The organism is Sphingobacterium sp. UBA2480, from assembly GCF_002341965.1.
Classification (GTDB): Bacteria; Bacteroidota; Bacteroidia; order Sphingobacteriales; family Sphingobacteriaceae; genus Sphingobacterium; species Sphingobacterium multivorum.
Map to the genome: position 1 here is coordinate 281,158 of NZ_DDPA01000008.1, position 21,074 is coordinate 302,231.

General features: G+C 39.2%; 20 protein-coding genes. 8 read left to right on the forward strand and 12 right to left on the reverse strand.

Annotation, left to right across the window (positions count from 1 at the left end; genetic code table 11):
• Positions 1–31: 31 nt before the first annotated feature.
• Positions 32–1,345 carry a nicotinamide mononucleotide adenylyltransferase gene (locus B3600_RS19950; protein WP_201639933.1) on the forward strand — a complete coding sequence of 438 codons (1,314 nt, stop codon included), beginning with the start codon at positions 32–34 and terminating at the stop codon, positions 1,343–1,345.
• 76 nt (positions 1,346–1,421) lie between these two features.
• Positions 1,422–1,961, forward strand: a complete 540-nt coding sequence (gene idi / locus B3600_RS19955; RefSeq protein WP_286709763.1) for an isopentenyl-diphosphate Delta-isomerase — start codon at positions 1,422–1,424, stop codon at positions 1,959–1,961.
• A gap of 72 nt (positions 1,962–2,033) precedes the next feature.
• Here the strand turns inward: idi and B3600_RS19960 are convergent, their stop codons facing one another.
• The 3 genes from B3600_RS19960 to gcvP all read right to left on the reverse strand — a co-directional run bounded on the left by B3600_RS19960 (position 2,034) and on the right by gcvP (position 6,818).
• Positions 2,034–2,861: an N-acetylmuramoyl-L-alanine amidase gene (locus B3600_RS19960; RefSeq protein ID WP_286754190.1), complete on the reverse strand. Its 828-nt coding sequence runs from the start codon at positions 2,859–2,861 to the stop codon at positions 2,034–2,036.
• A 225-nt stretch (positions 2,862–3,086) separates the two neighbouring features.
• Complete coding sequence (locus B3600_RS19965; RefSeq protein WP_286754191.1) at positions 3,087–3,743, reverse strand: hypothetical protein; 657 nt, start codon at positions 3,741–3,743, stop codon at positions 3,087–3,089.
• 201 nt (positions 3,744–3,944) lie between these two features.
• Positions 3,945–6,818, reverse strand: coding sequence for an aminomethyl-transferring glycine dehydrogenase (gene gcvP / locus B3600_RS19970; protein WP_286754192.1), 2,874 nt, complete (start codon positions 6,816–6,818; stop codon positions 3,945–3,947).
• Positions 6,819–7,393: 575 nt separating this feature from the next.
• On the opposite strand from gcvP, the gene ctlX reads away from it, so the two are divergent.
• Positions 7,394–8,344, forward strand: coding sequence for a citrulline utilization hydrolase CtlX (gene ctlX, locus B3600_RS19975; protein WP_112375186.1), 951 nt, complete (start codon positions 7,394–7,396; stop codon positions 8,342–8,344).
• Between the two features lie 141 nt (positions 8,345–8,485).
• On the opposite strand, the gene B3600_RS19980 is transcribed toward ctlX, so the two are convergent.
• From B3600_RS19980 to rpmB, 7 genes are all read right to left on the reverse strand, one after another.
• Positions 8,486–11,665, reverse strand: a complete 3,180-nt coding sequence (locus B3600_RS19980) for a TonB-dependent receptor (protein ID WP_112375185.1) — start codon at positions 11,663–11,665, stop codon at positions 8,486–8,488.
• Positions 11,666–11,956: 291 nt separating this feature from the next.
• On the reverse strand, positions 11,957–13,546 hold the full coding sequence (bshC, locus tag B3600_RS19985; protein WP_286754193.1) for a bacillithiol biosynthesis cysteine-adding enzyme BshC: 1,590 nt from the start codon (positions 13,544–13,546) through the stop codon (positions 11,957–11,959).
• 358 nt (positions 13,547–13,904) lie between these two features.
• On the reverse strand, positions 13,905–15,242 hold the full coding sequence (gene rimO, locus B3600_RS19990) for a 30S ribosomal protein S12 methylthiotransferase RimO (protein WP_070562563.1): 1,338 nt from the start codon (positions 15,240–15,242) through the stop codon (positions 13,905–13,907).
• Between the two features lie 18 nt (positions 15,243–15,260).
• Positions 15,261–16,223 carry a signal recognition particle-docking protein FtsY gene (ftsY, locus tag B3600_RS19995; RefSeq protein ID WP_046672598.1) on the reverse strand — a complete coding sequence of 321 codons (963 nt, stop codon included), beginning with the start codon at positions 16,221–16,223 and terminating at the stop codon, positions 15,261–15,263.
• A gap of 139 nt (positions 16,224–16,362) precedes the next feature.
• A complete protein-coding gene (locus tag B3600_RS20000) occupies positions 16,363–16,524 on the reverse strand; it encodes a DUF4295 domain-containing protein (RefSeq protein ID WP_070562566.1) in 162 nt (53 codons plus the stop codon).
• Between the two features lie 51 nt (positions 16,525–16,575).
• On the reverse strand, positions 16,576–16,758 hold the full coding sequence (gene rpmG / locus B3600_RS20005; RefSeq protein WP_002998409.1) for a 50S ribosomal protein L33: 183 nt from the start codon (positions 16,756–16,758) through the stop codon (positions 16,576–16,578).
• A 76-nt stretch (positions 16,759–16,834) separates the two neighbouring features.
• Positions 16,835–17,068, reverse strand: a complete 234-nt coding sequence (rpmB, locus tag B3600_RS20010) for a 50S ribosomal protein L28 (RefSeq protein ID WP_046672597.1) — start codon at positions 17,066–17,068, stop codon at positions 16,835–16,837.
• Between the two features lie 217 nt (positions 17,069–17,285).
• Here rpmB and B3600_RS20015 point away from each other — a divergent pair, with 217 nt between their 5' ends.
• The 3 genes from B3600_RS20015 (at position 17,286) to B3600_RS20025 (ending at position 18,964) form a co-directional block, all read left to right on the forward strand.
• Positions 17,286–17,537 (forward strand): signal peptidase, encoded by a 252-nt coding sequence (locus B3600_RS20015; protein ID WP_112375183.1) that lies wholly within the window; start codon positions 17,286–17,288, stop codon positions 17,535–17,537.
• Entirely contained in the window at positions 17,521–18,243 is a 723-nt protein-coding gene (gene recO / locus B3600_RS20020) for a DNA repair protein RecO (protein WP_112375182.1), read from the forward strand. Before B3600_RS20015 ends, recO begins: the two co-directional genes overlap by 17 nt.
• A 232-nt stretch (positions 18,244–18,475) precedes the next feature.
• The gene (locus B3600_RS20025) at positions 18,476–18,964 is read left to right on the forward strand and encodes a DUF805 domain-containing protein (protein WP_115046082.1); all 489 of its coding nucleotides are present in this window, start codon (positions 18,476–18,478) and stop codon (positions 18,962–18,964) included.
• A gap of 151 nt (positions 18,965–19,115) precedes the next feature.
• On the opposite strand, the gene B3600_RS20030 is transcribed toward B3600_RS20025, so the two are convergent.
• Complete coding sequence (locus B3600_RS20030) at positions 19,116–19,310, reverse strand: hypothetical protein (RefSeq protein WP_046672594.1); 195 nt, start codon at positions 19,308–19,310, stop codon at positions 19,116–19,118.
• Positions 19,311–19,484: 174 nt separating this feature from the next.
• Positions 19,485–19,676 carry a cold-shock protein gene (locus B3600_RS20035; RefSeq protein WP_046672593.1) on the reverse strand — a complete coding sequence of 64 codons (192 nt, stop codon included), beginning with the start codon at positions 19,674–19,676 and terminating at the stop codon, positions 19,485–19,487.
• 162 nt (positions 19,677–19,838) lie between these two features.
• Here B3600_RS20035 and B3600_RS20040 point away from each other — a divergent pair, with 162 nt between their 5' ends.
• Together B3600_RS20040 and B3600_RS20045 are read left to right on the forward strand one after the other, a co-directional pair.
• Positions 19,839–20,555, forward strand: coding sequence for an SIMPL domain-containing protein (locus tag B3600_RS20040; RefSeq protein WP_046672592.1), 717 nt, complete (start codon positions 19,839–19,841; stop codon positions 20,553–20,555).
• Positions 20,556–20,557: 2 nt separating this feature from the next.
• Positions 20,558–21,055: a DUF4112 domain-containing protein gene (locus B3600_RS20045; RefSeq protein ID WP_070562577.1), complete on the forward strand. Its 498-nt coding sequence runs from the start codon at positions 20,558–20,560 to the stop codon at positions 21,053–21,055.
• Positions 21,056–21,074: the final 19 nt, after the last annotated feature.

Consider the following 21,074-nt stretch of genomic DNA (forward strand, 5'->3'; position numbering starts at 1 on the left):
ACTAGCAGGCTGATTTTTGTACCTTTGCGTCATGGCAAGAGAAATTTTTGAAACCAAACGAAAGGCCCTGAAAATAAATCTAAACCCAGAGATTTATGGAACCTTTGCAGAAATCGGTGCTGGACAGGAAGTCGCACGTAACTTTTTCAACGCAGGAGCAGCATCAGGCACAATTGCTAAAACAATGTCGGCTTACGACATGGCTTTCAGTGATGCGATTTATGGTGAAGAGGCTGATGGTCGTTACGTCAGCAGAACACGTTTAAAGAAAATGCTCTCCCATGAATTCGATCTTCTTACCCAACGGCTTCATGGCGATAAATACTGCAACAAAAAATTCTTTGCCTTTGCAGATACCGTAACAACGCTCAATTTCACGAAGACAAATGAACCTCATGGCTGGATCGGACTTCGCTTCCAGCATGAAGTGGGAGGCCCTACAAATGATATTATTGTCCATGTAAGACTGCTAGACAGCGACAACCAATTACAACAAAAAGTTTTAGGTATCATTGGTGTTAACCTGTTATTTGCAGCTTATTATTATACAGACAATGTGCAGACCATGATCGAATCATTGGTCGATAACCTTTCTGTTGGTTCCGTTGAGATTGACCTAGTTAAATTAAACGGACCGCTGTTTGAAAACGTCAACCAACGTCTCATCAACTTATACCTGATCGCAAAGGGATTTGCTAAAGCCGCAATATTCCAGCCTGATGGCAAAGCAGTACAAATCAAAGATTATCTGTACAAAAAGAACATTATTTTACTTCGTACCAAATACCGTCAGAAATCCCTTCCAAACTTTGATCTCTTCAATCTTGCCGTTGAACAGTTCAAAAAAAATACGGGTGCAACTGACGCAGACACCATTGTATTAATTGAGGTGCTGATGGGAAATGTCCTGGAAGACACGCATGAAATTACAGGTGAGGACCTTCAGGAATTTGCTTCTAGAGCTGACGAATTATGTGCAACAGGCAATAATATTATCGTTAGCAACTTTAGAAGAAATAATCATTTAGCAGAGTTTATAAGCAACTTTAAGCCCAAAAACATTGGAATTGCAACCAACGTTTACAATTTAAAGAACATTTTCAATTCAGATAATTATAATAAAGAGCTATACACAAATGAACTCCTTTCCTATATCTCTGGAATGTTCAACAAAAATGTGAAACTCTATGCATATCCTTATCTCTTGAAAAAAGAAAATAAGATTATTACGACGCACAATATGCCCGTTTCTGAAGAAGCCAAACCTTTGTTTGAATTCTTAATTAAAAACGGCTATATCATCGATATTGAAAATTACGACGAGAAATTTGTAAAAACCGTATAAGCAAATCGTCTGCAAAATTTAAATTCATTATCTAGCCCAATTTTCTTAAATTGGGCTATCTTTATTTTTATGCCTTATGACGCAAGAAAATGTAATCCTGGTTGACAGCAATGACAATATGATTGGTAGCATGGAGAAATATGAAGCCCATGAAAAAGGGCTATTGCACCGTGCTTTTAGTGTATTTTTGTTCAATGATCAAGATGAATTACTGCTGCAACAAAGAGCTTTAAGTAAATACCACTGTGGCGGACTTTGGACCAATAGCTGTTGCTCGCATCAGCGTCTGGGAGAAACTAACGTAGAGGCCGCCAAAAGGCGCTTAATGGAAGAACTGGGCATTACAGCAATGGACCTTCAAGATACCTTCTCGTTCGTTTATAAGGCTCAATTTGACAACGGACTTACGGAGCATGAATTCGATTATGTCTTATTTGGAAAATTTAATGGAACTCCAGAATTTAACGAAGAAGAAGTTGCCGAAACAAAATACTTGAATCGGCAGGAAATTCAAGATGCAATACAACAGGCACCCCAGCAGTTTACGCCCTGGTTCAAACTCATCTATGAACGTGCTTTTGATACGTATTTCAGTATATATAAAAACAAATTATAACGGTCATATACCATACAAAAAAGATCCTGCCTTTTAAAAAGCAGGATCTTTTTTCTTTCGTTTGGTGAAGCACTATAAGAATTTTTTATAGATGGAATAAAGAATCTTAAGGTCATTCTCTCCCATGAACGCTGTATTTACGTCCTGCTGAATGTAGTGAATCTTAAATGCTTTTATTGCTGCATCCAGGTTACTCACATCGTATCCGATGATACGTAATGCCATTTTCGGATTAAAGTCTGCTGGAGGCGTCTCTAAATAGTCCTCATACCAAAAACCGAATCCTTGATCAGCCAGTTTTTTCCAAGGAAAACGTGATGGATCGTTTTTTCGAGTTGGTGCCAGATCCATATGTCCAATAAAATTTGCCTGCGGAATTCTATAAGTCGTTTTTAAATAGGCCAGCAACTGCGTCAAGGCATTTATCTGTGCATCAGTCCAAGGGTCAGTGGTCCCATTATTGTCTAGCTCAATGCCAATAGAAGAAGAATTGAGGTCCGTATCATTGCCCCATTTCCCCAACCCTGCATGATGCGCACGATAGAGGTCATTGACCATCTGCACTACTTTCCCATCCCGACCGACCACATAATGGGAGCTTACACCTGCTTTCGCGGAATGAAATGTACGGATGGTCTGTCCCAAGGAATCCTGTGCTGTATGATGAATAACAACAAAATTGGGCTTACGGATACCGAAATTAATCGAGGCGATCCATTGTTGATCTTTGACATTCACCTTCTCCAATTGACCGGTAACAGGCGATTGTTTATAGAGTTTTGACAATTCTTTTGCTTGCTTCTTATATACCCTTTCAGTCTTTGCGTATTTCCCCCCCGCACAGGAAGCCAATAATGCCGTTGCGACACAAAGATTGATGGAAAATTTTAGTATCTTCATATTGAAATGTTTCAGCACAAACTAAGGCAAATTTGCCAATAAAAACAAATTAATTAAGTCCATCTTATTGTCCGGGATATTTTCCAAACGCTCTTTTCTCATGCATATATGGGACAATGTTGGTTGTTAAACTGGGACAATACAGTGTTAAAAAAGCCCAAACCAATGTTTGAGCTTTTCCCTATCAACTATGCATTTCTTCTTTATAGTATAATTACGTTTTTATTATTTTAGTGCGCTGACGTTTAATTTTGTCAAAAAACCTTTTAGCTCGTCCAGGCTATACCCATTTCCCCGAAGGGTAATTAAATAGCGATCTTTCTCGAGATAACTTATTTCGGAACTTTTCGCCGTTGAGCCTTCCACTCCTTTGCTATCCGTTGTTTTTGCCCGTTTGCCTTCAAACTCGCCAGTTTTTTCTATTTCAGTATCTGTAATTTTCTCTGAATCTACCATGAAGCCCATTTGCGCTAAGCCCACGATTGCCGAAGCTGTCTCGCCCGCCCCATCAATAATATTGACTTTAATTTCCTTTTGGTTATCTACAGTATATGTCGCCTCTCCAGATACAACCTCTGCCCCATACATGGATCCGCCAGAATAGGAAGTTCTTTTTAAACCATCTAAGCTTTCCGGTAAAAAAGCCTTCAACTCTTCCGAACTTAATGGTTTTTCGGATTTAAGTTTGGCTTGAAGGTCTTCCAATTTTTTTGCTCCATCACTCAGGTTATCCAAGTTGGATACTCCTTTAACTACATCCGAAATCCCAGCCTCTTTCTCCTTAGCATCTTCACTCCCTTCACTGGATTTACTGTTGCCGCAGCTCGCGACCAAAAGGCCCAGTCCTAAGAGAACAGGCATTACTTTCCATTGTCTTTTCATGATTATCAGTTTTAATTAAAACGCCAAAAAGAACAAAATAATATAATTAATCTAAATTTTAAAATCTGTTTGTATACGATCCTTCGACGGTAAAGTTTAACCAGAGTACCGTTCTATTTTTCTTTTACCCATGCACCTGAACAGATTGCACAAAAAAAGGCCTCTATACGAATATAGAGGCCTTCATTATAGCAACCGAGACTATGCTTCGGCGTACTCTTCAATTGATGGACACGAACAAATCAATGTACGGTCACCTTGAGAGTCGTTTACACGTCCTACCGAAGGCCAGAATTTACGTTCTCTTACATACTCCAATGGGTATGCGGCTGTTTGACGGCTGTAGGGTCTGTCCCACTCATCTGCGGTTACAACCGAAGCGGTATGTGGTGCATGTTTCAGTACATTGTTAGCTTGATCTACCTCTCCTGCTTCAACCGCTGCGATCTCTTCACGGATAGCAACTAATGCATCACAGAAACGATCCAATTCAGCCTTAGACTCTGATTCAGTAGGCTCAACCATCAATGTTCCTGCAACAGGGAAAGAAACAGTGGGTGCGTGGAAACCATAATCCATCAAACGTTTTGCAATATCTGCAACCTCGATACCAAAGTTTTTGAATCCACGGCAATCTAAGATCATTTCGTGTGCACAACGTCCGTTAGTACCTGAATAAAGTACAGGATATGCATTTTCTAAACGCGCTTTAATATAGTTTGCATTTAATATTGCTGTTCTTGTCGCATTTGTCAAACCTTCACCACCCATCATTGAAATATAGGCATGGGAAATAAGCAAGATTGATGCTGAACCAAATGGAGCTGCAGAAACGGCAGAGATGCCCTCTTCACCAGAAGTAGAAACCACTTCGTGGTTAGGTAAGAAAGGAACCAAGTGTTTTGCAACACCGATAGGCCCCATACCTGGACCTCCTCCACCGTGAGGAATACAGAATGTTTTATGGAGGTTCAAGTGACAAACATCAGCGCCAATATGGCCTGGGCTTGTCAATCCAACCTGTGCATTCATGTTCGCACCGTCCATGTAAACCTGACCACCATTTGCATGAACAATTTCACAGACTTCAATAATAGACTCTTCAAATACACCGTGTGTAGAAGGATAAGTCACCATCAGTGAGTTCAAGTTTGCAGCATGTTCAGTCGCTTTTGCTCTTAAATCTGGAATATCGATATTTCCCAATTCATCACATTTCACAACAACCACTTTCAATCCAGCCATAGAAGCAGAAGCAGGGTTCGTTCCGTGTGCAGAAGCAGGAATCAAACAGATATTACGTCCGTGATCACCACGGCTTTCATGGTAAGCGCGAATAACCATCAGACCAGCATACTCACCTTGTGCTCCTGAGTTTGGTTGGAAGCTCATTTTTGCAAAACCAGTAATCTCCGACAACCAATCGTTCAATTCTCCAATCATTTGCATATATCCAGAAGTTTGATCTGCAGGAGCAAATGGATGCAAACCGCCAAATCTCGCCCAAGTAACTGGTACCATTTCTGCTGTAGCATTCAATTTCATCGTACATGACCCCAATGGAATCATCGAGTGGCAAAGCGATAAATCTTTTGCTTCCAAAGATTTGATATAGCGCAACATCTCATGTTCAGAATGATAGCTATTAAAGTTTGGATGTGTTAAGTAGGCAGAAGTACGTACTAAATCGGCAGGAATTGAAGAACCTAAATTCTCTTCCAATGCATCGAAATCTACGTCATTCAATGTTTTACCTTGAATTTTAGCAAATACTTTGACAATTGTCTTGATATCTTCGTATGTCGTTGTTTCGTCGATAGCAATTGAAACTTCCGAACCATTGTAATAGAAGTTTAATTCGTTATTTAATGCTTCAGATTTCAAAGCACCAGCATGACCACCTAAGTCTACACGTAGTGTGTCAAAATAAGCTGCATTCAATTGCGTATAACCCAATGATTGTATTGCTTGATCCAACAGGCTAGCCAATGCATTGATACGTGAGGCTATATTTTTGATTCCTTCAGGGCCATGGTATACGGCATAGAAAGAAGCCATAATCGCTAAAAGAGCTTGTGCAGTACAAATATTAGAAGAAGCTTTATCACGGCGGATATGCTGTTCACGAGTCTGCAAAGCCATACGCAATGCATACTTTCCATTTGAATCGGAAGTAACACCGATGATACGACCAGGGATATTACGTTTAAAGCTGTCGCGTGTCGCAAAATAGGCTGCATGAGGACCACCAAAGCCCATCGGTACACCAAAACGTTGGGAATTACCAACAACAACATCTGCACCCCATTCTCCCGGAGGCGTTAATAATGCTAAGCTCATCAAATCTGCCGCCGCACACACGGTAATATGCTTACTGTGAGCTGTAGCCGCAAATGATTTATAATCGACAATGGAGCCATCAGCAGCAGGATATTGAACAAATGCAGCAAATACATCGTCTGTTAATTCTGATTCAGCAATAGCCGCAATTTTAAGCTCGATACCAAAAGACAAAGCACGGGTCTTCAATACATCAATCGTCTGCGCATAGGCATTGTTCGACACCAAGAAAACATTAGCATCTTTATTTTTCCGAGCTGAATAAAGCATAAACATGGCTTCAGCTGCAGCCGTAGCTTCATCCAACAAAGAGGCATTGGCAATTTCTAAACCTGTGAAATCACAAATTACAGTCTGGAAGTTCAATAAAGCTTGTAACCTACCTTGTGCAATCTCCGCCTGATAAGGCGTATACTGCGTATACCATCCTGGGTTTTCAAATACATTGCGTTGAATGACGCCCGGAAGGATTACATCGTAGTAACCTTGACCAATAAAAGATTTAAAAACTTTATTTTTCTCAGCGATTTCCGCAATACGCTTTAAATAGGCTACCTCAGACAATGCTTTGGGAAGATTTAAAGGCTTTGGAGCACGAATTTGAGAAGGGACCGTTTGGTCAATAAGCTGGTCAATTGACGAAACGCCTAATTTAGCCAACATTTCATTCGCTTCAACTGGACTTGGGCCATTGTGGCGACTTTCGAATTTTTCTTGGAAGTGTATATTGCTCATGTGTGCAAAAAGTTAACGCTTATAGATAGTTAGCGACATAATAATTAGGCAATTAACTCTCTTATAAACAGTCGTTTTTTGGATGAGCAAAGATAGCAAAATAAATGACTGAAAACGAAGCAAAAAAGTGGATAAAAAGTCAGTTTTACTGAGCTACCGAAATGCAATCGATTGTCTTTGTCAATTAATTTTTGGAATAACCTCAAACATACAGATTGTTCATTATAAATATAACAAACAATACAACAATCGCTTGCCACAATTTTAAAAAAAGATAGGGTTATCTGTTATTTCACCCACGCATTTCTTTCATTACTTCACTATTCTTTTTTGCAATGCCAATGAATTTTCAATAAATTAGTATATGTACCAATTGTAAAGTGACTTCGAAATAACGATATACACTTTTTTGCTAAGAACAACTGATATCAAGGGTATGTTGCGATCAGAAATCTTAACAAAGAAAACATTATCCAGCTAGGGAAGCATCTCTTTTGACAAATGTAAATTATCACAAAAAACGAATATCATTTCTTTTTAACGAATATAAAACAGCGAAGTAACGATTATAAACCATGAGAAAACAGGTAACAGACAGCGTTCTTTTAGTAAGACCCTCTGTCTTCCGTAAAAATGAACAGACTGCGGTCAACAACTTCTTCCAAAAGGATATCGAAAATCTCAGTACAGAAGAAGTCAACAAAGAAGCGCAAGGAGAATTTGACGCGCTAGTAAATGAATTGAAGTCACATGGAATTTTGGTGACTGTCATTCAGGACGACGAAAAATCAGAAAGCCCCGACAGTATATTCCCCAATAATATTGTCTCCTTTCATCAGGATGGAAAAATAATTTTCTATCCTATGTTTGCTCCAAATCGTCGAAAAGAACATTTATTGGATTTCGAAGGTCCATTGAAGCAAAACGGTTATTATGTAAAACTGACTAAGGATCTCAGTGAAGCCGAAAACAATAAACAATATCTGGAGGGCACTGGCGCACTCGTTTTGGACCGAGCTCACCGTATAGCCTACTGTGCCTTATCCGAAAGGGCGGACAGAAGTATGCTCGATGAATATTGCAGAACTGAAAACTATACACCTGTTGTATTTCACGCCTTCCAAACTGTCCATGGAGAGCGGAGACCTATCTATCACACCAATGTGGTGCTAGCCGTAGGCGAAGACTTTGCCATCTTATGTCCGCAGGCAATTGACGATCCCGCCGAGCTCAAAACCCTACTGAAGAGTTTGAAAGATACAGGCAAGGAGATCATTGAAATCAACGAGAACCAACTCGAATCTTTTGCGGCAAACTGCCTACAGGTAAGAAATAAATATGGGAATCGGTTTATTGTCCTGAGCAATCAGGCTTTATCCTCATTGACTTTATACCAAACAGCGCAATTAGAAAAGCATGGCAAAATTATTCATCAGGATCTTCATGTTATCGAAACATGTGGTGGTGGAAGTGTACGCCACATGATGGCCGAAGTTTTTCTTCCGAAAGAAAAAGTCCTTGTATAGCGATTAAAGATCTGCCTACAAACCCTATTGCATGTAGACCTCGATAAGCTTAGATCTAATGAATATAAAAGACGAATCCCTCAAAACTATTGCTTTTGAGGGATTCGCCATGAAAAGTGTATTTTATATCGTTTTATGTGATTAGAACGAATACCTTAATCCCAATTGGAATTGATAAGGGTTACCCGAAGGTGATACAATACCAGAGTTGTTTACATTATAATTAAACTGCTGTTTCGTAACATCAAAAGGCACCAATTTCTCTCCCGCGGCATCCTTTCCGCCTAAAGCATATAGATTTTGATTACCCAAAGACTCATTTACGCCCCAAGTCTTCTTAAATAAGTTGGCAACATTGAAAAGATCTCCCGATACCTCCAATGCATGGTTTTTATATAAATTGAATTTTTTAGCGATTCTAAGGTCGATCAAGCCATAAAAACCATTCACTCCACCATTACGCTCAGCTATTTTACCTTGATATTTTTTAATAAAATCTTTAAGGCTCTGACTCGCTTCTGGATTATTCAACAAATTATTCAATCCAGTAATCAGCTGTTTTGACGTATTGGGATTATTGGGATCAAAGATAAAGGCCAGATCATTGTCCCCAGCAACAAAGTCTCCATTTATATTTCCGCCGGCCAACAAACTGTATCGCGTACCGCCAATACCGGAGTACCGTACTCCCACGCTGACACCATAAAATGTTGGTAAAGTGCCATAGATCACAATCTTATTGCGGAATTGATTGTTCGAATAACTCATCTTGCTCAAATCGCGCGGATCATCTTTTACTGCCAAAGATAAGGTCGCTGTATTCGCCACGTTTCCATTGAAAGAAGTATTATCTTTCGCATCATTCCAGGTATAGCTAACCGATATAGATCCATCTTTGTAATATTGATAACTTGCATCCAATACGACTGCAAACTGATTCACTTTTCCTTCAGAGTTCAATTCTAGTACGCGGCCGAATTTATTGGAAATCCTTCCTTTTTTCCAATCCGGAGCCCCATCAACAATCGATGCCGCAGGAACAAAAACTCCCCTATTGTCTTCATTCGCTAATCTGAAGAACGGATCTTTCACCATATTACGATCCACATACATATAGTTATTACGCCCAAGATTCATATACCCTGAAAGACTCGCTTTTAACTTTTCGGTGAAGAAATGCGTATAAGATACATTTGCCTTGTAGACTACTGGAATTTTAGCGTCGGGTCCATAGGTATTGATCGTAGGTACTTGAAACTGCGCCAATGTTGGTGTTGTTAACGGGTCCTTTCTATAGCCCACAAAATTAGGTGTAGGTACATCATTACCTCGGACATCAACCGTCGCAAAATGCTTACCGTCAAAAGTCAAGTTATTGATGGTCATATAATTGTTAATATCTGAAGCGAAAACACCTGCTCCTATCCGGAAAAAGTCCTTTCGTTCTTCATTCACATCCCAAGTCATCTGGAAACGCGGCTGTACAACAAAAGATTTCAATTTATGATCTGTACGTACCCCAACTTCTTTCAGCAATTCTTCATTCAAAGGAGAGGTTGGATAATGACCATAATCCAATCGTAATCCCGCAACTAGATCCAACCCCTGTGCCAACTTGGTCTGTAACTGACCATATGCACCGGCATTGAATATCTTACCGACCACAGCTGGATCACTTACCAAAGGAACTTCACGATAATAAGCATATGGCTTCATGTCGTCAAAGTTTTGCATGGCTGTCTTTCCATCACTCGGCCTAAAGTGAAAGCGTCCATTGACCTCACTTCCATAAATCGAGTTTGCATGGGTATACATCAAGTCGACCCCAAAGGTATAATTGATATTATCGGTACTGTAATAGATATTATTAACAAGCTGAAATACATTATTTTTAAAAGATTCCTGTGCAAAACGATGTCCGCCCAATTGCAATGTGGTCTTTTTATCTTCTCCAGCGACCTTAGATACTGCATCCTCTACAATTGCACGGGGAATATTTTGACTAGGTAAAAGATCTCCTGGACTACTTTTTTGATAGGTATAGAGATGTTGTACTTTCAATTCATTTGTTACCTTAGGTGAAATAGTCGTACGCAAAGTTGCCAATAGACTGTTATCAATGTTTTTATCATTTCCATAAGATTCATACAAGGTAATTGGCTTATTATCCTGTAATCCCAACTTATTATTATCACTTGTAAAGTTATTTCGGATCGTCAATAAGTTTTTCTCATTAATTTGCCAGTCAATTCTTCCAAAAATCGCGTCAGACCCTCGCTTTTTATCAAAAGCGCCATATTGACGTTCATTGCCCAATCCATACTTGTTACGTCCAATATTAACAAACTCATCCAAGGTGGCATTAGTAACATTAAATCTCTTCTCGTCGGCCTCAGAATTGATATCCGCAATAATCAGTGGGCGGGCATCCCGTTGATGATCCCATGCAACAAAATAATGCAATTTGTCTTTAATGATCGGACCGCCCAATGTAAATCCATATTGATAGGTAGAAAAATCATTGCTTCGTTTGTTTCCTCTGATATCGTAGGGACTGGACAACCAATCGGCCCTTGAATAAAGCCAAGCGCTTCCGTGCGTTTGATTTGTTCCCTGTTTGGTCACCGCACTAACGGTTCCACCGCCCGCTCTTCCGTAGGTTACGTCATACTGGTTGGTGACCACTTTAAATTCCCGGACTGCTTCTATCGAAATGGAGAAAGGTGCGCCGCTACGGCTGGTTGTCGAACCTGCAGAAGTCGGATTTTTGGCATTCATACCATCGATGGTAAAATTGGTAGAAGAGCCCAACTGGCCACCGATATTATCTCCCTTACTCAAAGGAGACAAATCCATTAGCGACGTAAAATTCCGGCCGTTGACAGGCAACTTCGCGATATCCCTGGCTGTAACCGCGGTAGCGGCACCTAGATTTTCTATTTTATTCTTCAGCGTACTTATTCCTGTTAATTCAACAGTTTCCAATACATTCGACGTGTTTTGAATAGGAATGGTCAAGCGTACAATATCACCCTGATTTAAATTAAATCCCGAACGAACTTGTTCGCCATAACCTATATAAGTTACTTTGACGGTATAGGGACCACCTAAAGGCAACTCCTTAAAGTTGAAATCACCATTTGCATTGGTTGAGGTCTTCGTTGTGAAACCGGTCGATTCATTCCGCACTTCGATGGAAGCACCATGAACCCCTTTGTTATTCTCGTCCGTAATCTTTCCGGAAAACCCGGCTTGGGTCGTTTGTGCGTACAACCCTGTTCCAAGTGCGATGGCACACGTTGTAAGTAGAAATTCTTTCATTTAGTTGTTGGTTGTGATAATGAAAGCAAAACTACATCGAAACTGTTAACAGGAGCTAAACGAAATATTATGAAATTATAAACAAAGCATTTCAACGTGTATATAAACAAAATGAAACTTCTTTAGGAAAAAAAGACAATATCGGAAAAGGCAACAAAAGTATTTTAATATAGGGATAGAAATATCCGATACTGCAAACATCATGATTTAGCAGACAGTAACAAAAAGAACGCGAACTGAAAATTCTTTCTGGCCAATAATATCACAAAAAAGTCAGCCGAAGCTGACTTTCTAATATAAAATTGTAAACTTAAAATCCAATGGATTAAAGTACTTGTAAAGGTCCCTAAAGAGGCTATCACCATATTTGACATAAAGCAAAGCGAAATTTTCAGAGCGCTCCTGCAGTCCTCCACCCGGAAAAAGCTTTTCCTTCACGTTATCAATATCCGTTAAAGCATGCTGATGGTTCCGCTTCTCAGCTTTCATCAGCTTTTTCTCCAAATTATTGATCGCTTTCTTTAACCGTGCTTTTACGGCTTCAGTGCTAGGACCCAAACTTGGATCTATTTTATGAGTTCTTAACCTTATCTTACCAAAAATGGCGTTCAGCTCCATCCATTCGTCATTGAGATTCAGTCGTTCTTTGGTATGACGTCGAACATACTCTTTTTTCAGCACTTCTGCCGGCCGGAAGATACTCTTAAATGTAAGATCAACACGAAACAACTTAGCTGCAACGTTGTCCTCGGTAATCATTGCTGAGTTACGAGGGATCAAAATTGGAAAATCTACCTGATATTGGTCAAAGTTGGATTTTAACTGCATCCAATAGACCATTTCGGCGCCACCGCCAATATAAGCAAGGTTGGGAAGTATAATTTCCTGATACATCGGCCGCATGACCACATTTGGACTGAAACGCTCTGGATAACACTCGATCTCCTGCTCCAGCTCTGCTTTGGTAAAATAAATATGCTGGTGCAATACTTCGTATCGGCCGTCAGCAGTCAGTACTAAACGCTCTCTAAATTCGTCCGTCAAATAAAAGAAATTAATCTCACGGGCATGCACTTGGGTAGAGAACCCTTTTGATTCCAACTCTTCCGATCGCGCTGTTATTGCCCTAAAGCTTTTTTCAGAGAAGATATCTTCCTTAATAATTGGCTTGAACAGTTCCTTCAATTCCCGGTCATCCGCATCGACGATCAAAAGACCGTAAGACTTAAACAACTCATTGACCATATACCGTGTTGCATCTGCTAATCGATCATGGTTCAAATAGGCTTCTTCTACAATGCGTGTCAGCCTGGTCGAATTTTCGGAAAGCCCTAAAATATTGGTATACTGCTTCACAGCATCAACGATTGTTGCGGTATCCATTCGCCCCGTAGCAGAAACAGCAGGAGTATCCCAAGCAATTTTCTTACCGAAGACTTTGGTGTGGTTGATCTCTTCAAAATCATGATCTTCGGTTGCCATCCAATATACTGGAATAAACGTTTTATCAGGATGCTTGGCATGTAAATCTTCAGACAAACGTATTGCCGTCATGATTTTAAAAATAAAATATAAAGGCCCCGTAAAAATATTGAGCTGATGCCCAGTTGTAATGGTATAGGAATTTTGGTCGAGCAACAGTTCTATATTGGCCGCTACAGCAGGAGAATCCTTTAATAGTTCGCCATATTGTTTTTTAAGACGCTCAACAAGAATTTCCCTGTGTTCAAATTTCTTCTTTTCGTTCAATTGCTTTTCAAAACCGGCCCAGGTAGGCCAATTCCCAACAAAAGGTTTTAAGGCTTCATCATGTGCCAAATAGGCTAATAAAGTCTTGGAGAAGCTATTTGTTTCACTATATTCAATATAAGTTGCCTTCATCTGCAAATTTTATTAATTATTCTCTATTCTTAATTGATAACGAAAATCCCCCAAAGCAACCTGACATGGCAGTGAATCTTTTTCGTTAATAGAACCTATTTTCAATTTTAATCAGAAGGCTGATTCATCCTGAAACTACAGGCTTTCTTGAATCTGATTTTAAACGGCTATAGATTGTTTAAAATGGGGATTGTACGTTTACAAATGTATCTAGTTTGTCCCGACAAAATAGTGAATTTTCACAAAAAGCTTGTCCCGCTTTTAAATTATATCATTTTACTGACAATTGCCTATAAACAAACGGGCCTCCCTNNAGGGAGGCCCGTTTGTTTATATTATCATCTATAAGCTTTTATACTTATTTCCTTACAATCTCACCATATAGATCGAAATCTTCAGCTCGGTCGATTTTTACCTGAACAAAATCACCAATGCGTGCATAAGAATCTACCGCGGGAATCAAGACCTCATTGTCGACCTCCGGAGAATCGTATTCTGTCCGGCCAATAAAGTAATCGCCGTCTACCCGATCAACCAGTACTTTATAGGTATTACCGACTTTAGACTGATTGATATCGTACGAAATACCTTGCTGTATTTCCATGATGGCTTCCACCCGTCCTTCTTTTACTTCCTGTGGCACATCGTCCTCCAGAGAATGTGCGTGCGTCTTTTCTTCGTGAGAATAGGTAAAACACCCTAATCTGTCAAAACGGGTTTCTTCAACCCAATCCAACATCTCCTGAAAATCCTGTTCAGTTTCACCTGGATAACCACAAATTAATGTTGTACGCAAAGCGATATCTGGAACTTTGTCACGTATTGCGTTGACGAGATCAATCTGTTTCTGTTTTGTTGTACCTCTTCGCATAGACTTCAACATCGGATCAGATATATGTTGTAGTGGCATATCCAAGTAATTACAGATATTCGAACGTTCATTCATTGCGTCCAAAATATCCATTGGGAAACCCGAAGGATAGGCATACTGCAGTCTGATCCATTCGATACCATCAACATCTGACAAATGGCGCATTAAATCAGAAAGATTGCGCTTTCCATAAATATCTAAGCCATAATAGGTCAGGTCTTGTGCAATCAGAATCAATTCTTTCGTGCCGTTCGACGCAAGAAATTTTGCCTCTTTGACAAGATCGTCAATGGATTTAGAAACGTGTTTACCACGCATCAGGGGAATTGCACAAAAAGAACATGGTCGGTTACAACCTTCAGCGATCTTAAAGTAAGAAAAATGCGAAGGTGTTGTCAATAAGCGCTCACCCAATAACTCGTGTCGATAATCAGCACCAATGGATGACAATAGCTCCGGTAAATCGTTCGTACCGAAAAAGGCATCAACATTGGGGATTTCAGCCTGTAACTCCGGCTTATATCGCTCAGAAAGACAACCTGTAACGATCACTTTGTTGATTTTACCCTGATCTTTTAGATCCGAATATTGTAAGATCGCATCAATTGATTCTTGTTTGGCATTATCAATAAAACCGCAGGTATTGATTACGACAATATCATTCGCTTGTATATTGGATGCTTCATGCACGACTTCCATCTGATTGCCCTTTAACTGGCCCATCAGGACTTCACTATCGTGAATATTTTTCGAACAGCCCAAGGTTACCACATTGACACGTGGTTTATTTATCAAAGGGGCTGGTTTCGCGTATTTTGTCTTCATATGATTAGACGGTAGACTCTATTTGAAAAGGGAGTCGACAAATTCCTTTTTGTTAAACAACTGAAGATCACCAATTTTCTCTCCTACACCAATATATTTCACCGGGATCTTAAATTGATCAGATATACCAATAACCACCCCGCCCTTCGCCGTTCCATCGAGTTTCGTCAATGCTAAAGCGTTCACATCGGTTGCCTGTGTAAATTGCGTACATTGCTCAATGGCGTTTTGCCCTGTTGATGCGTCCAAGACCAACAAGATTTCATGTGGTGCACCTGGAACAACCTTTTGCATAACATTCTTAATCTTCGTGAGCTCATTCATTAGCCCAACCTTATTGTGCAAACGGCCTGCGGTATCAATGATACACACATCTTCGCCATTTGCTACTGCCGATTTCACGGTATCATAAGCCACTGAAGCAGGATCCGAGCCCATGGCCTGAGCGACAACACGCACGCCAACACGCTCACCCCATAATTTAAGTTGATCAACAGCAGCCGCCCGAAAGGTATCCGCTGCCCCCAATACAACTTTGCTTCCAGCTTGTTTCAGCTGATGAGCCAGTTTGCCAATAGTCGTTGTCTTGCCAACCCCATTGACACCTACAACCATAATAACGTATGGTTTATGATCGCCATAATTGAAATTCTCGAAATCAGCACTATTGTTCTCTGCCAGTAGCGTTTGAATTTCTTCTTTCAGGAGATTGTTGAGCTCAGAAGTAGAAACGTACTTATCTCGGGCAACACGGGCCTGTATGCGATCAATGATTTTTAAGGTAGTCGTAACCCCAACATCAGAAGTAACCAAAACCTCTTCCAGATTATCCAGCACATCGTCATCTACTGTTGATTTACCAACGACAGCTTTTGTAATCTTGGAAAGAAAGCCTTCTTTTGTTTTTTCCAAACCTTTGTCTAAGGCCTGTTCTTCTTCTTGTGTTTGTGGTTTTTTCTTAAAAAAATCAAATAATCCCATGGAGTGTAGTAGTGAAAATTGATGTTCAAATATAAACAAATGTCCTCAACAAAAAAAGCCCTTTCGGTAGGATACCAAAACGGCTATTTTTATCGAATTCTTTTTAAAGAAAAACTTTAAAAAAGGAAAATGCTACTCGTTATTTTTGAGCTGCAGCAACGACGTCTTTCACTTTATCGTTGTGAACCATACCTTCTTTGAAAGTATACGCGCCAGTTTTTGCAGATTTAGTAGTAATAATAACCTTTGTAAATTCTTTACCGCCACCTTTTTGTAACGATGCAACTGCTTTCTTTGCCATGGTATATTAATATTTTACTTAGCCTCTCTTTCAAGTGCTAAGATGTGTGACTTACTTAATTTCTTTATGAACAGTAACTTTTCTCAATACTGGGTTGAATTTTTTCAATTCCAAACGCTCAGTTGTGTTCTTTTTGTTTTTAGTAGTGATGTAACGAGACATTCCCGGAAGACCACTTTCTTTGTGTTCAGTACATTCTAAGATAACTTGTACTCTATTTCCTTTTTTAGCCATTGTTTTACTTTATTTTGAATCCTATTATAGGATTGAAATTCATGAATAATCTTAATGTAACAGGCGCGACAATCAATTAGATTGACCCTTTAACGATAAATTTATTGATCGCTGCTGTAATCCCGTTCTTATTGATAGTCTTGATAGCAGAAGTAGATACTTTCAACGTAATCCAACGATCTTCTTCTGGAATGTAAAAACGTTTCGTTTGTAAATTTGGATAGAATTTACGTTTAGTTTTAACGTTTGAGTGAGAAACGTTATTTCCTGTTAACGCCGCTTTGCCTGTTAAATCACAAATTCTTGACATGATATTATTTTTTTGTTGTCTTTATTACAATATGTTAATCCTTTGCACTCTCTGCAAAGAGTTTGCAAATATCTATATTTTTTTTTGGATAAGCAACAAGATAATTGGAATTATTTTTAAAAATAGTTCTACATAGGAATGGTAAGGGCAAAAATAAAGGATTTTATTGTATTATATTTGCTCTGTAAAGAAAAATAGTTTTCAACAATTCACATTTATGAACAAATATCTTCGCAAGGGCTTAAGGGAAATAATCATTGGTGTCGTACTTGTGATCTTGGGATATTATCTCATGGAACAGCGTTCCAACTGGTATAAACTTGCTATGCTTGTCGGAGTTATTGCATTTAGTATCGGTGTCCTGACTTTAATCTATCGCATGATTCGTAAGGTAGACCGAAATGCCATTATGGAGATGCGTGAAGAATCGCATAAAAAAGATAAAGAAGGAGATGCTGAACAAAACTAGGGGTATAGTCTTAAAAACAACCAACTATTCGGAGAGTAGCCTTGTGGCGCAGATATACACCGAACAGTTTGGTATGCAATCCTATCTCATTACGGGCGCAAGGAAGCCCAAAGCAAAGATCAAGGCCAATATTCTTCAACCCTTACATTTACTGGAAATTGTCGCTACACATAAAGATAATGGTTCTTTACAGCGGATCTCCGAAGCGCGTCAAGTCCCTGTCTTGCAAGAAATACCTTATGATATTGTTAAAAGCTCGCTCGCACTTTTTCTGAATGAAATACTCTATAAAATTCTGAAGGAACAAGAAAATGACGATTATCTTTTTGAATTCATCCATCAGTCTGTACGTTGGCTAGATGAAACGCATTTAAATCTGGCCAATTTCCATCTTGTTTTTTTAATCAAGCTAACCCGCTTTCTCGGGTTTTATCCCGCTGAATCAAAACAGGCCCACCCTTATTTTAATCTTCATGAAGCTACCTTCTCCGATAGCCTTCCTGAACACCCGCTTGTATTACAGGAACCACATACGTCAATTTTCAGAAATTTAATCGAATCCGAATATTCGAATTGTGACCGCATAAAAATGACCGCTTCTGATCGACAATTCCTGCTGGAAAAAGTGCTCGACTTCTATCGTCTCCACCGCACAAATTTTAAAGAAATAAAATCGCTCTATATACTCGAAGAAATATTTAGATAAGCTACGCACAGCTTTCTCCTTTGAAAGCGAATTCTATGCTGCCTTTAGATCCAAAACAGGCGGATGAACGCGGCTATTCTTTTGCGCAAGCGCAGCAACTGTAGCTCTTCCAAACACTTACCCTTTTATAATAATTGATCTCTCGGATAAATTCTTGGTACATTTATTGTAACAAAATTGAAATAACATTTTGATTTACTAGCATCATTTTCACCTAAAAAAGTCTTAAAATATGGAACTTAAAGAAAACTTTTTAAAGGTTGTTCGAGACAACTATGCCAACTTTGAAGGAAGGGCTCGCCGTAAGGAATATTGGATGTTTTTCCTTGCAAATCTCATCATTAGCGCAATATTTGCAATACTTGGACAAATTGCAAGCTTATTTACGTATGTCTCAGGTTTAGTAAGTTTAGCTTTACTAATTCCTGGAATAGCCGTTACGGTCCGAAGATTACATGACACCAATAAATCAGGCTGGTTTATATTAGTTGCATTGATTCCATTTATTGGTTGGATCTACCTGCTTTACTTATTGGTACTGGAAGGCGACAAGGCTTCAAATCAATATGGTCCAGATCCCAAAGCGCTGGAAAACGTAACAAATCATCCTTTTACTCAAAGCCAAGATCCCTTCGGTTCTTCTCGGCCACAGGACCCATTTGGAAGTTCACAACCATCAAATCCTACGCCACCAGCACCTGATAAAGATCCTTTTGCTTAGATGCTAACAGCATAAAAAAAGCTTTCACAATTGTGAAAGCTTTTTTTATATTATTTTGCTTCTTCTCTATACCACATCAATGGTCGTCAAAAGAAAATATTCGATAGCCTACAAACATGTATACGCTCGTCGAATGCAATCCAATAAAAAATTAATGTCTATGCTTTTTCTTTTGTTGTCCTGGAGCAAAATCACGTGCCGACTGCTCACCATAGTATTTTTTAGCATGCCCAGGAGGCATTCTTTTCGGACCACGGCCATGACCATGGTGATGATGGGCAGAATAACAGGCCGACATGGATAGCGCAATAACAACAGACAGCCCCAATACTAGAATACGTTTCATCTTCACTAACTATTTTTAAATACCCTATTACAATTATCAGTCCAAATTATTTACTCAAGCAAGTAAACACGCCCTGTCCTAAAATATCCTGTTTCTAAGAGCGCAGATTTCCAAAATAAAAAAGCCCATGCTGTTCGCATAGGCCTTTTCACAATAAATATATCTTGAATCTAATTAGATAACTCTTACATTTACCGCATTAAGACCTTTACGGCCTTGTTCAACTTCGTAAGATACATTGTCATTCTCACGAACTTTGTCTACTAATCCAGAAACGTGAACAAAAATTTCGCTCTCGCCTGAGTTAGGGATGATGAAACCGAAACCTTTGGTCTCATTAAAGAATTTTACTTTACCTTCTTGCATGGCACTATATTATTAATTTCCCTAAAGGTAGAGAAATAAAATCAAAAATCTTAACCTTTTTATTTTTTTTATCCGTTAAACTTTTTCATAAACTTTGGCTCCAATCTTGTAGCAATGCGATAATGGCAATCGTATTATTATAAAAAGTTAAAGACGAAAAATATGAAAAAAATACTATTAGGACTAGCCTTTTTAGGTTTGATGACCCAAGTAAACGCGCAACAAATGGTTAATAAAGAATTTGTATCTACGGTAGGCCGTGCAGAAGAAGAAGTAACACCAGATATTATCTATATTGATGTTACCCTAAAAGAGTTTTATGAGAACGGTAACACGAAGAAAAAGGCCGCAATAGAAAAGCTAGAAAAAGATCTGTTCGATTCGGCGACAAAAGCGGGTGTAAAAAAAGAAGATTTTACCATCCAGAATATCTGGAGCTATAATGTTCCGGATAAAAAGAAAAAAGACACCGATATCTTGCTCTCCAGACAATACCGTATTAAGGTAACCAACTTGAACAATTTGGGCCAACTATTAGACGGTGTTGACAAAGCCGGTATCCAAAGCACCTATATTAGCGAATATGATTATTCAAAGAAAAAGGAGTTGGAAAAGAGTTTAAAAACCAAGGCGGTATTGGATGCGAAAGTCAATGCTCAAATTTTGGCAGAAGCCGCAGGCCAAAAAATTGGTAAAGCGATCGTATTATCTGAAACACCACAACAAATTATATTTGGCGTACAACCGATGATGCGTAATGCCATGTATAAAGGTGCTATGGCCGAAGCAGCAGACAGCGCTGGTGACAGTGGGTTAGATTTAAATATTAGACCGATGAAAGTTACGAGTGAAATCAGCGCTTCATTTGAGTTATTGTAATCATGCATAGGGAAAAAACTCCAGCAGATAAATTAAAACAAATTGACCAAGATTTCGGTTGGATTGACCGAATATCTTGGTTAATGGATAATCAATTCAAGATTGGAAACTTTCGCTTCGGACTTGATCCAGTCTTGAATCTCATCCCCTTAGGTGGCGCGATAGCGGGCTTCGGAACTTCTCTGGTTCTTGTCATAGCCATGTGGCGTAACGGCGCCAGTCCAAAATTAGTCATACGCATGTTACTCAATATCTCGATTGATGCCGTTTTGGGTAGCATTCCTTTCCTCGGAAACTTTTTTGATTTTTTTAGCAAGGCCAATGAAAAGAACATCAAATTATTACGACAACATTACTACGAAGGCAAGCATTCAGGCTCGGGTATCGGTATAATCATCAGTATTCTAACGGTCTTCTTCTTATTCATCGGTGTTACATTTTATCTTATCTGGACGTTATTCTCTTGGGCATTCTCGCTATTGAATACCCTCGGATCCTAAATAAACCTCCTTGCTTCAC

What these genes read in the sequence shown, in the direction of transcription:
- ftsY (WP_046672598.1), bottom strand. Translation starts at nt 16,223, where the DNA reads ATGGGATTATTTGATTTTTTTAAGAAAAAACCACAAACACAAGAAGAA.
- B3600_RS20000 (WP_070562566.1), bottom strand. Translation starts at nt 16,524, where the DNA reads ATGGCAAAGAAAGCAGTTGCATCGTTACAAAAAGGTGGCGGTAAAGAA.
- rpmG (WP_002998409.1), bottom strand. Translation starts at nt 16,758, where the DNA reads ATGGCTAAAAAAGGAAATAGAGTACAAGTTATCTTAGAATGTACTGAA.
- B3600_RS20040 (WP_046672592.1), top strand. Translation starts at nt 19,839, where the DNA reads ATGAAAAAAATACTATTAGGACTAGCCTTTTTAGGTTTGATGACCCAA.
- B3600_RS20035 (WP_046672593.1), bottom strand. Translation starts at nt 19,676, where the DNA reads ATGCAAGAAGGTAAAGTAAAATTCTTTAATGAGACCAAAGGTTTCGGT.
- bshC (WP_286754193.1), bottom strand. Translation starts at nt 13,546, where the DNA reads ATGAAGGCAACTTATATTGAATATAGTGAAACAAATAGCTTCTCCAAG.
- B3600_RS20030 (WP_046672594.1), bottom strand. Translation starts at nt 19,310, where the DNA reads ATGAAACGTATTCTAGTATTGGGGCTGTCTGTTGTTATTGCGCTATCC.
- B3600_RS19965 (WP_286754191.1), bottom strand. Translation starts at nt 3,743, where the DNA reads ATGAAAAGACAATGGAAAGTAATGCCTGTTCTCTTAGGACTGGGCCTT.
- rpmB (WP_046672597.1), bottom strand. Translation starts at nt 17,068, where the DNA reads ATGTCAAGAATTTGTGATTTAACAGGCAAAGCGGCGTTAACAGGAAAT.
- B3600_RS20015 (WP_112375183.1), top strand. Translation starts at nt 17,286, where the DNA reads ATGAACAAATATCTTCGCAAGGGCTTAAGGGAAATAATCATTGGTGTC.
- rimO (WP_070562563.1), bottom strand. Translation starts at nt 15,242, where the DNA reads ATGAAGACAAAATACGCGAAACCAGCCCCTTTGATAAATAAACCACGT.
- B3600_RS19980 (WP_112375185.1), bottom strand. Translation starts at nt 11,665, where the DNA reads ATGAAAGAATTTCTACTTACAACGTGTGCCATCGCACTTGGAACAGGG.
- ctlX (WP_112375186.1), top strand. Translation starts at nt 7,394, where the DNA reads ATGAGAAAACAGGTAACAGACAGCGTTCTTTTAGTAAGACCCTCTGTC.
- recO (WP_112375182.1), top strand. Translation starts at nt 17,521, where the DNA reads ATGCTGAACAAAACTAGGGGTATAGTCTTAAAAACAACCAACTATTCG.
- gcvP (WP_286754192.1), bottom strand. Translation starts at nt 6,818, where the DNA reads ATGAGCAATATACACTTCCAAGAAAAATTCGAAAGTCGCCACAATGGC.
- B3600_RS20045 (WP_070562577.1), top strand. Translation starts at nt 20,558, where the DNA reads ATGCATAGGGAAAAAACTCCAGCAGATAAATTAAAACAAATTGACCAA.
- B3600_RS20025 (WP_115046082.1), top strand. Translation starts at nt 18,476, where the DNA reads ATGGAACTTAAAGAAAACTTTTTAAAGGTTGTTCGAGACAACTATGCC.
- B3600_RS19950 (WP_201639933.1), top strand. Translation starts at nt 32, where the DNA reads ATGGCAAGAGAAATTTTTGAAACCAAACGAAAGGCCCTGAAAATAAAT.
- B3600_RS19960 (WP_286754190.1), bottom strand. Translation starts at nt 2,861, where the DNA reads ATGAAGATACTAAAATTTTCCATCAATCTTTGTGTCGCAACGGCATTA.
- idi (WP_286709763.1), top strand. Translation starts at nt 1,422, where the DNA reads ATGACGCAAGAAAATGTAATCCTGGTTGACAGCAATGACAATATGATT.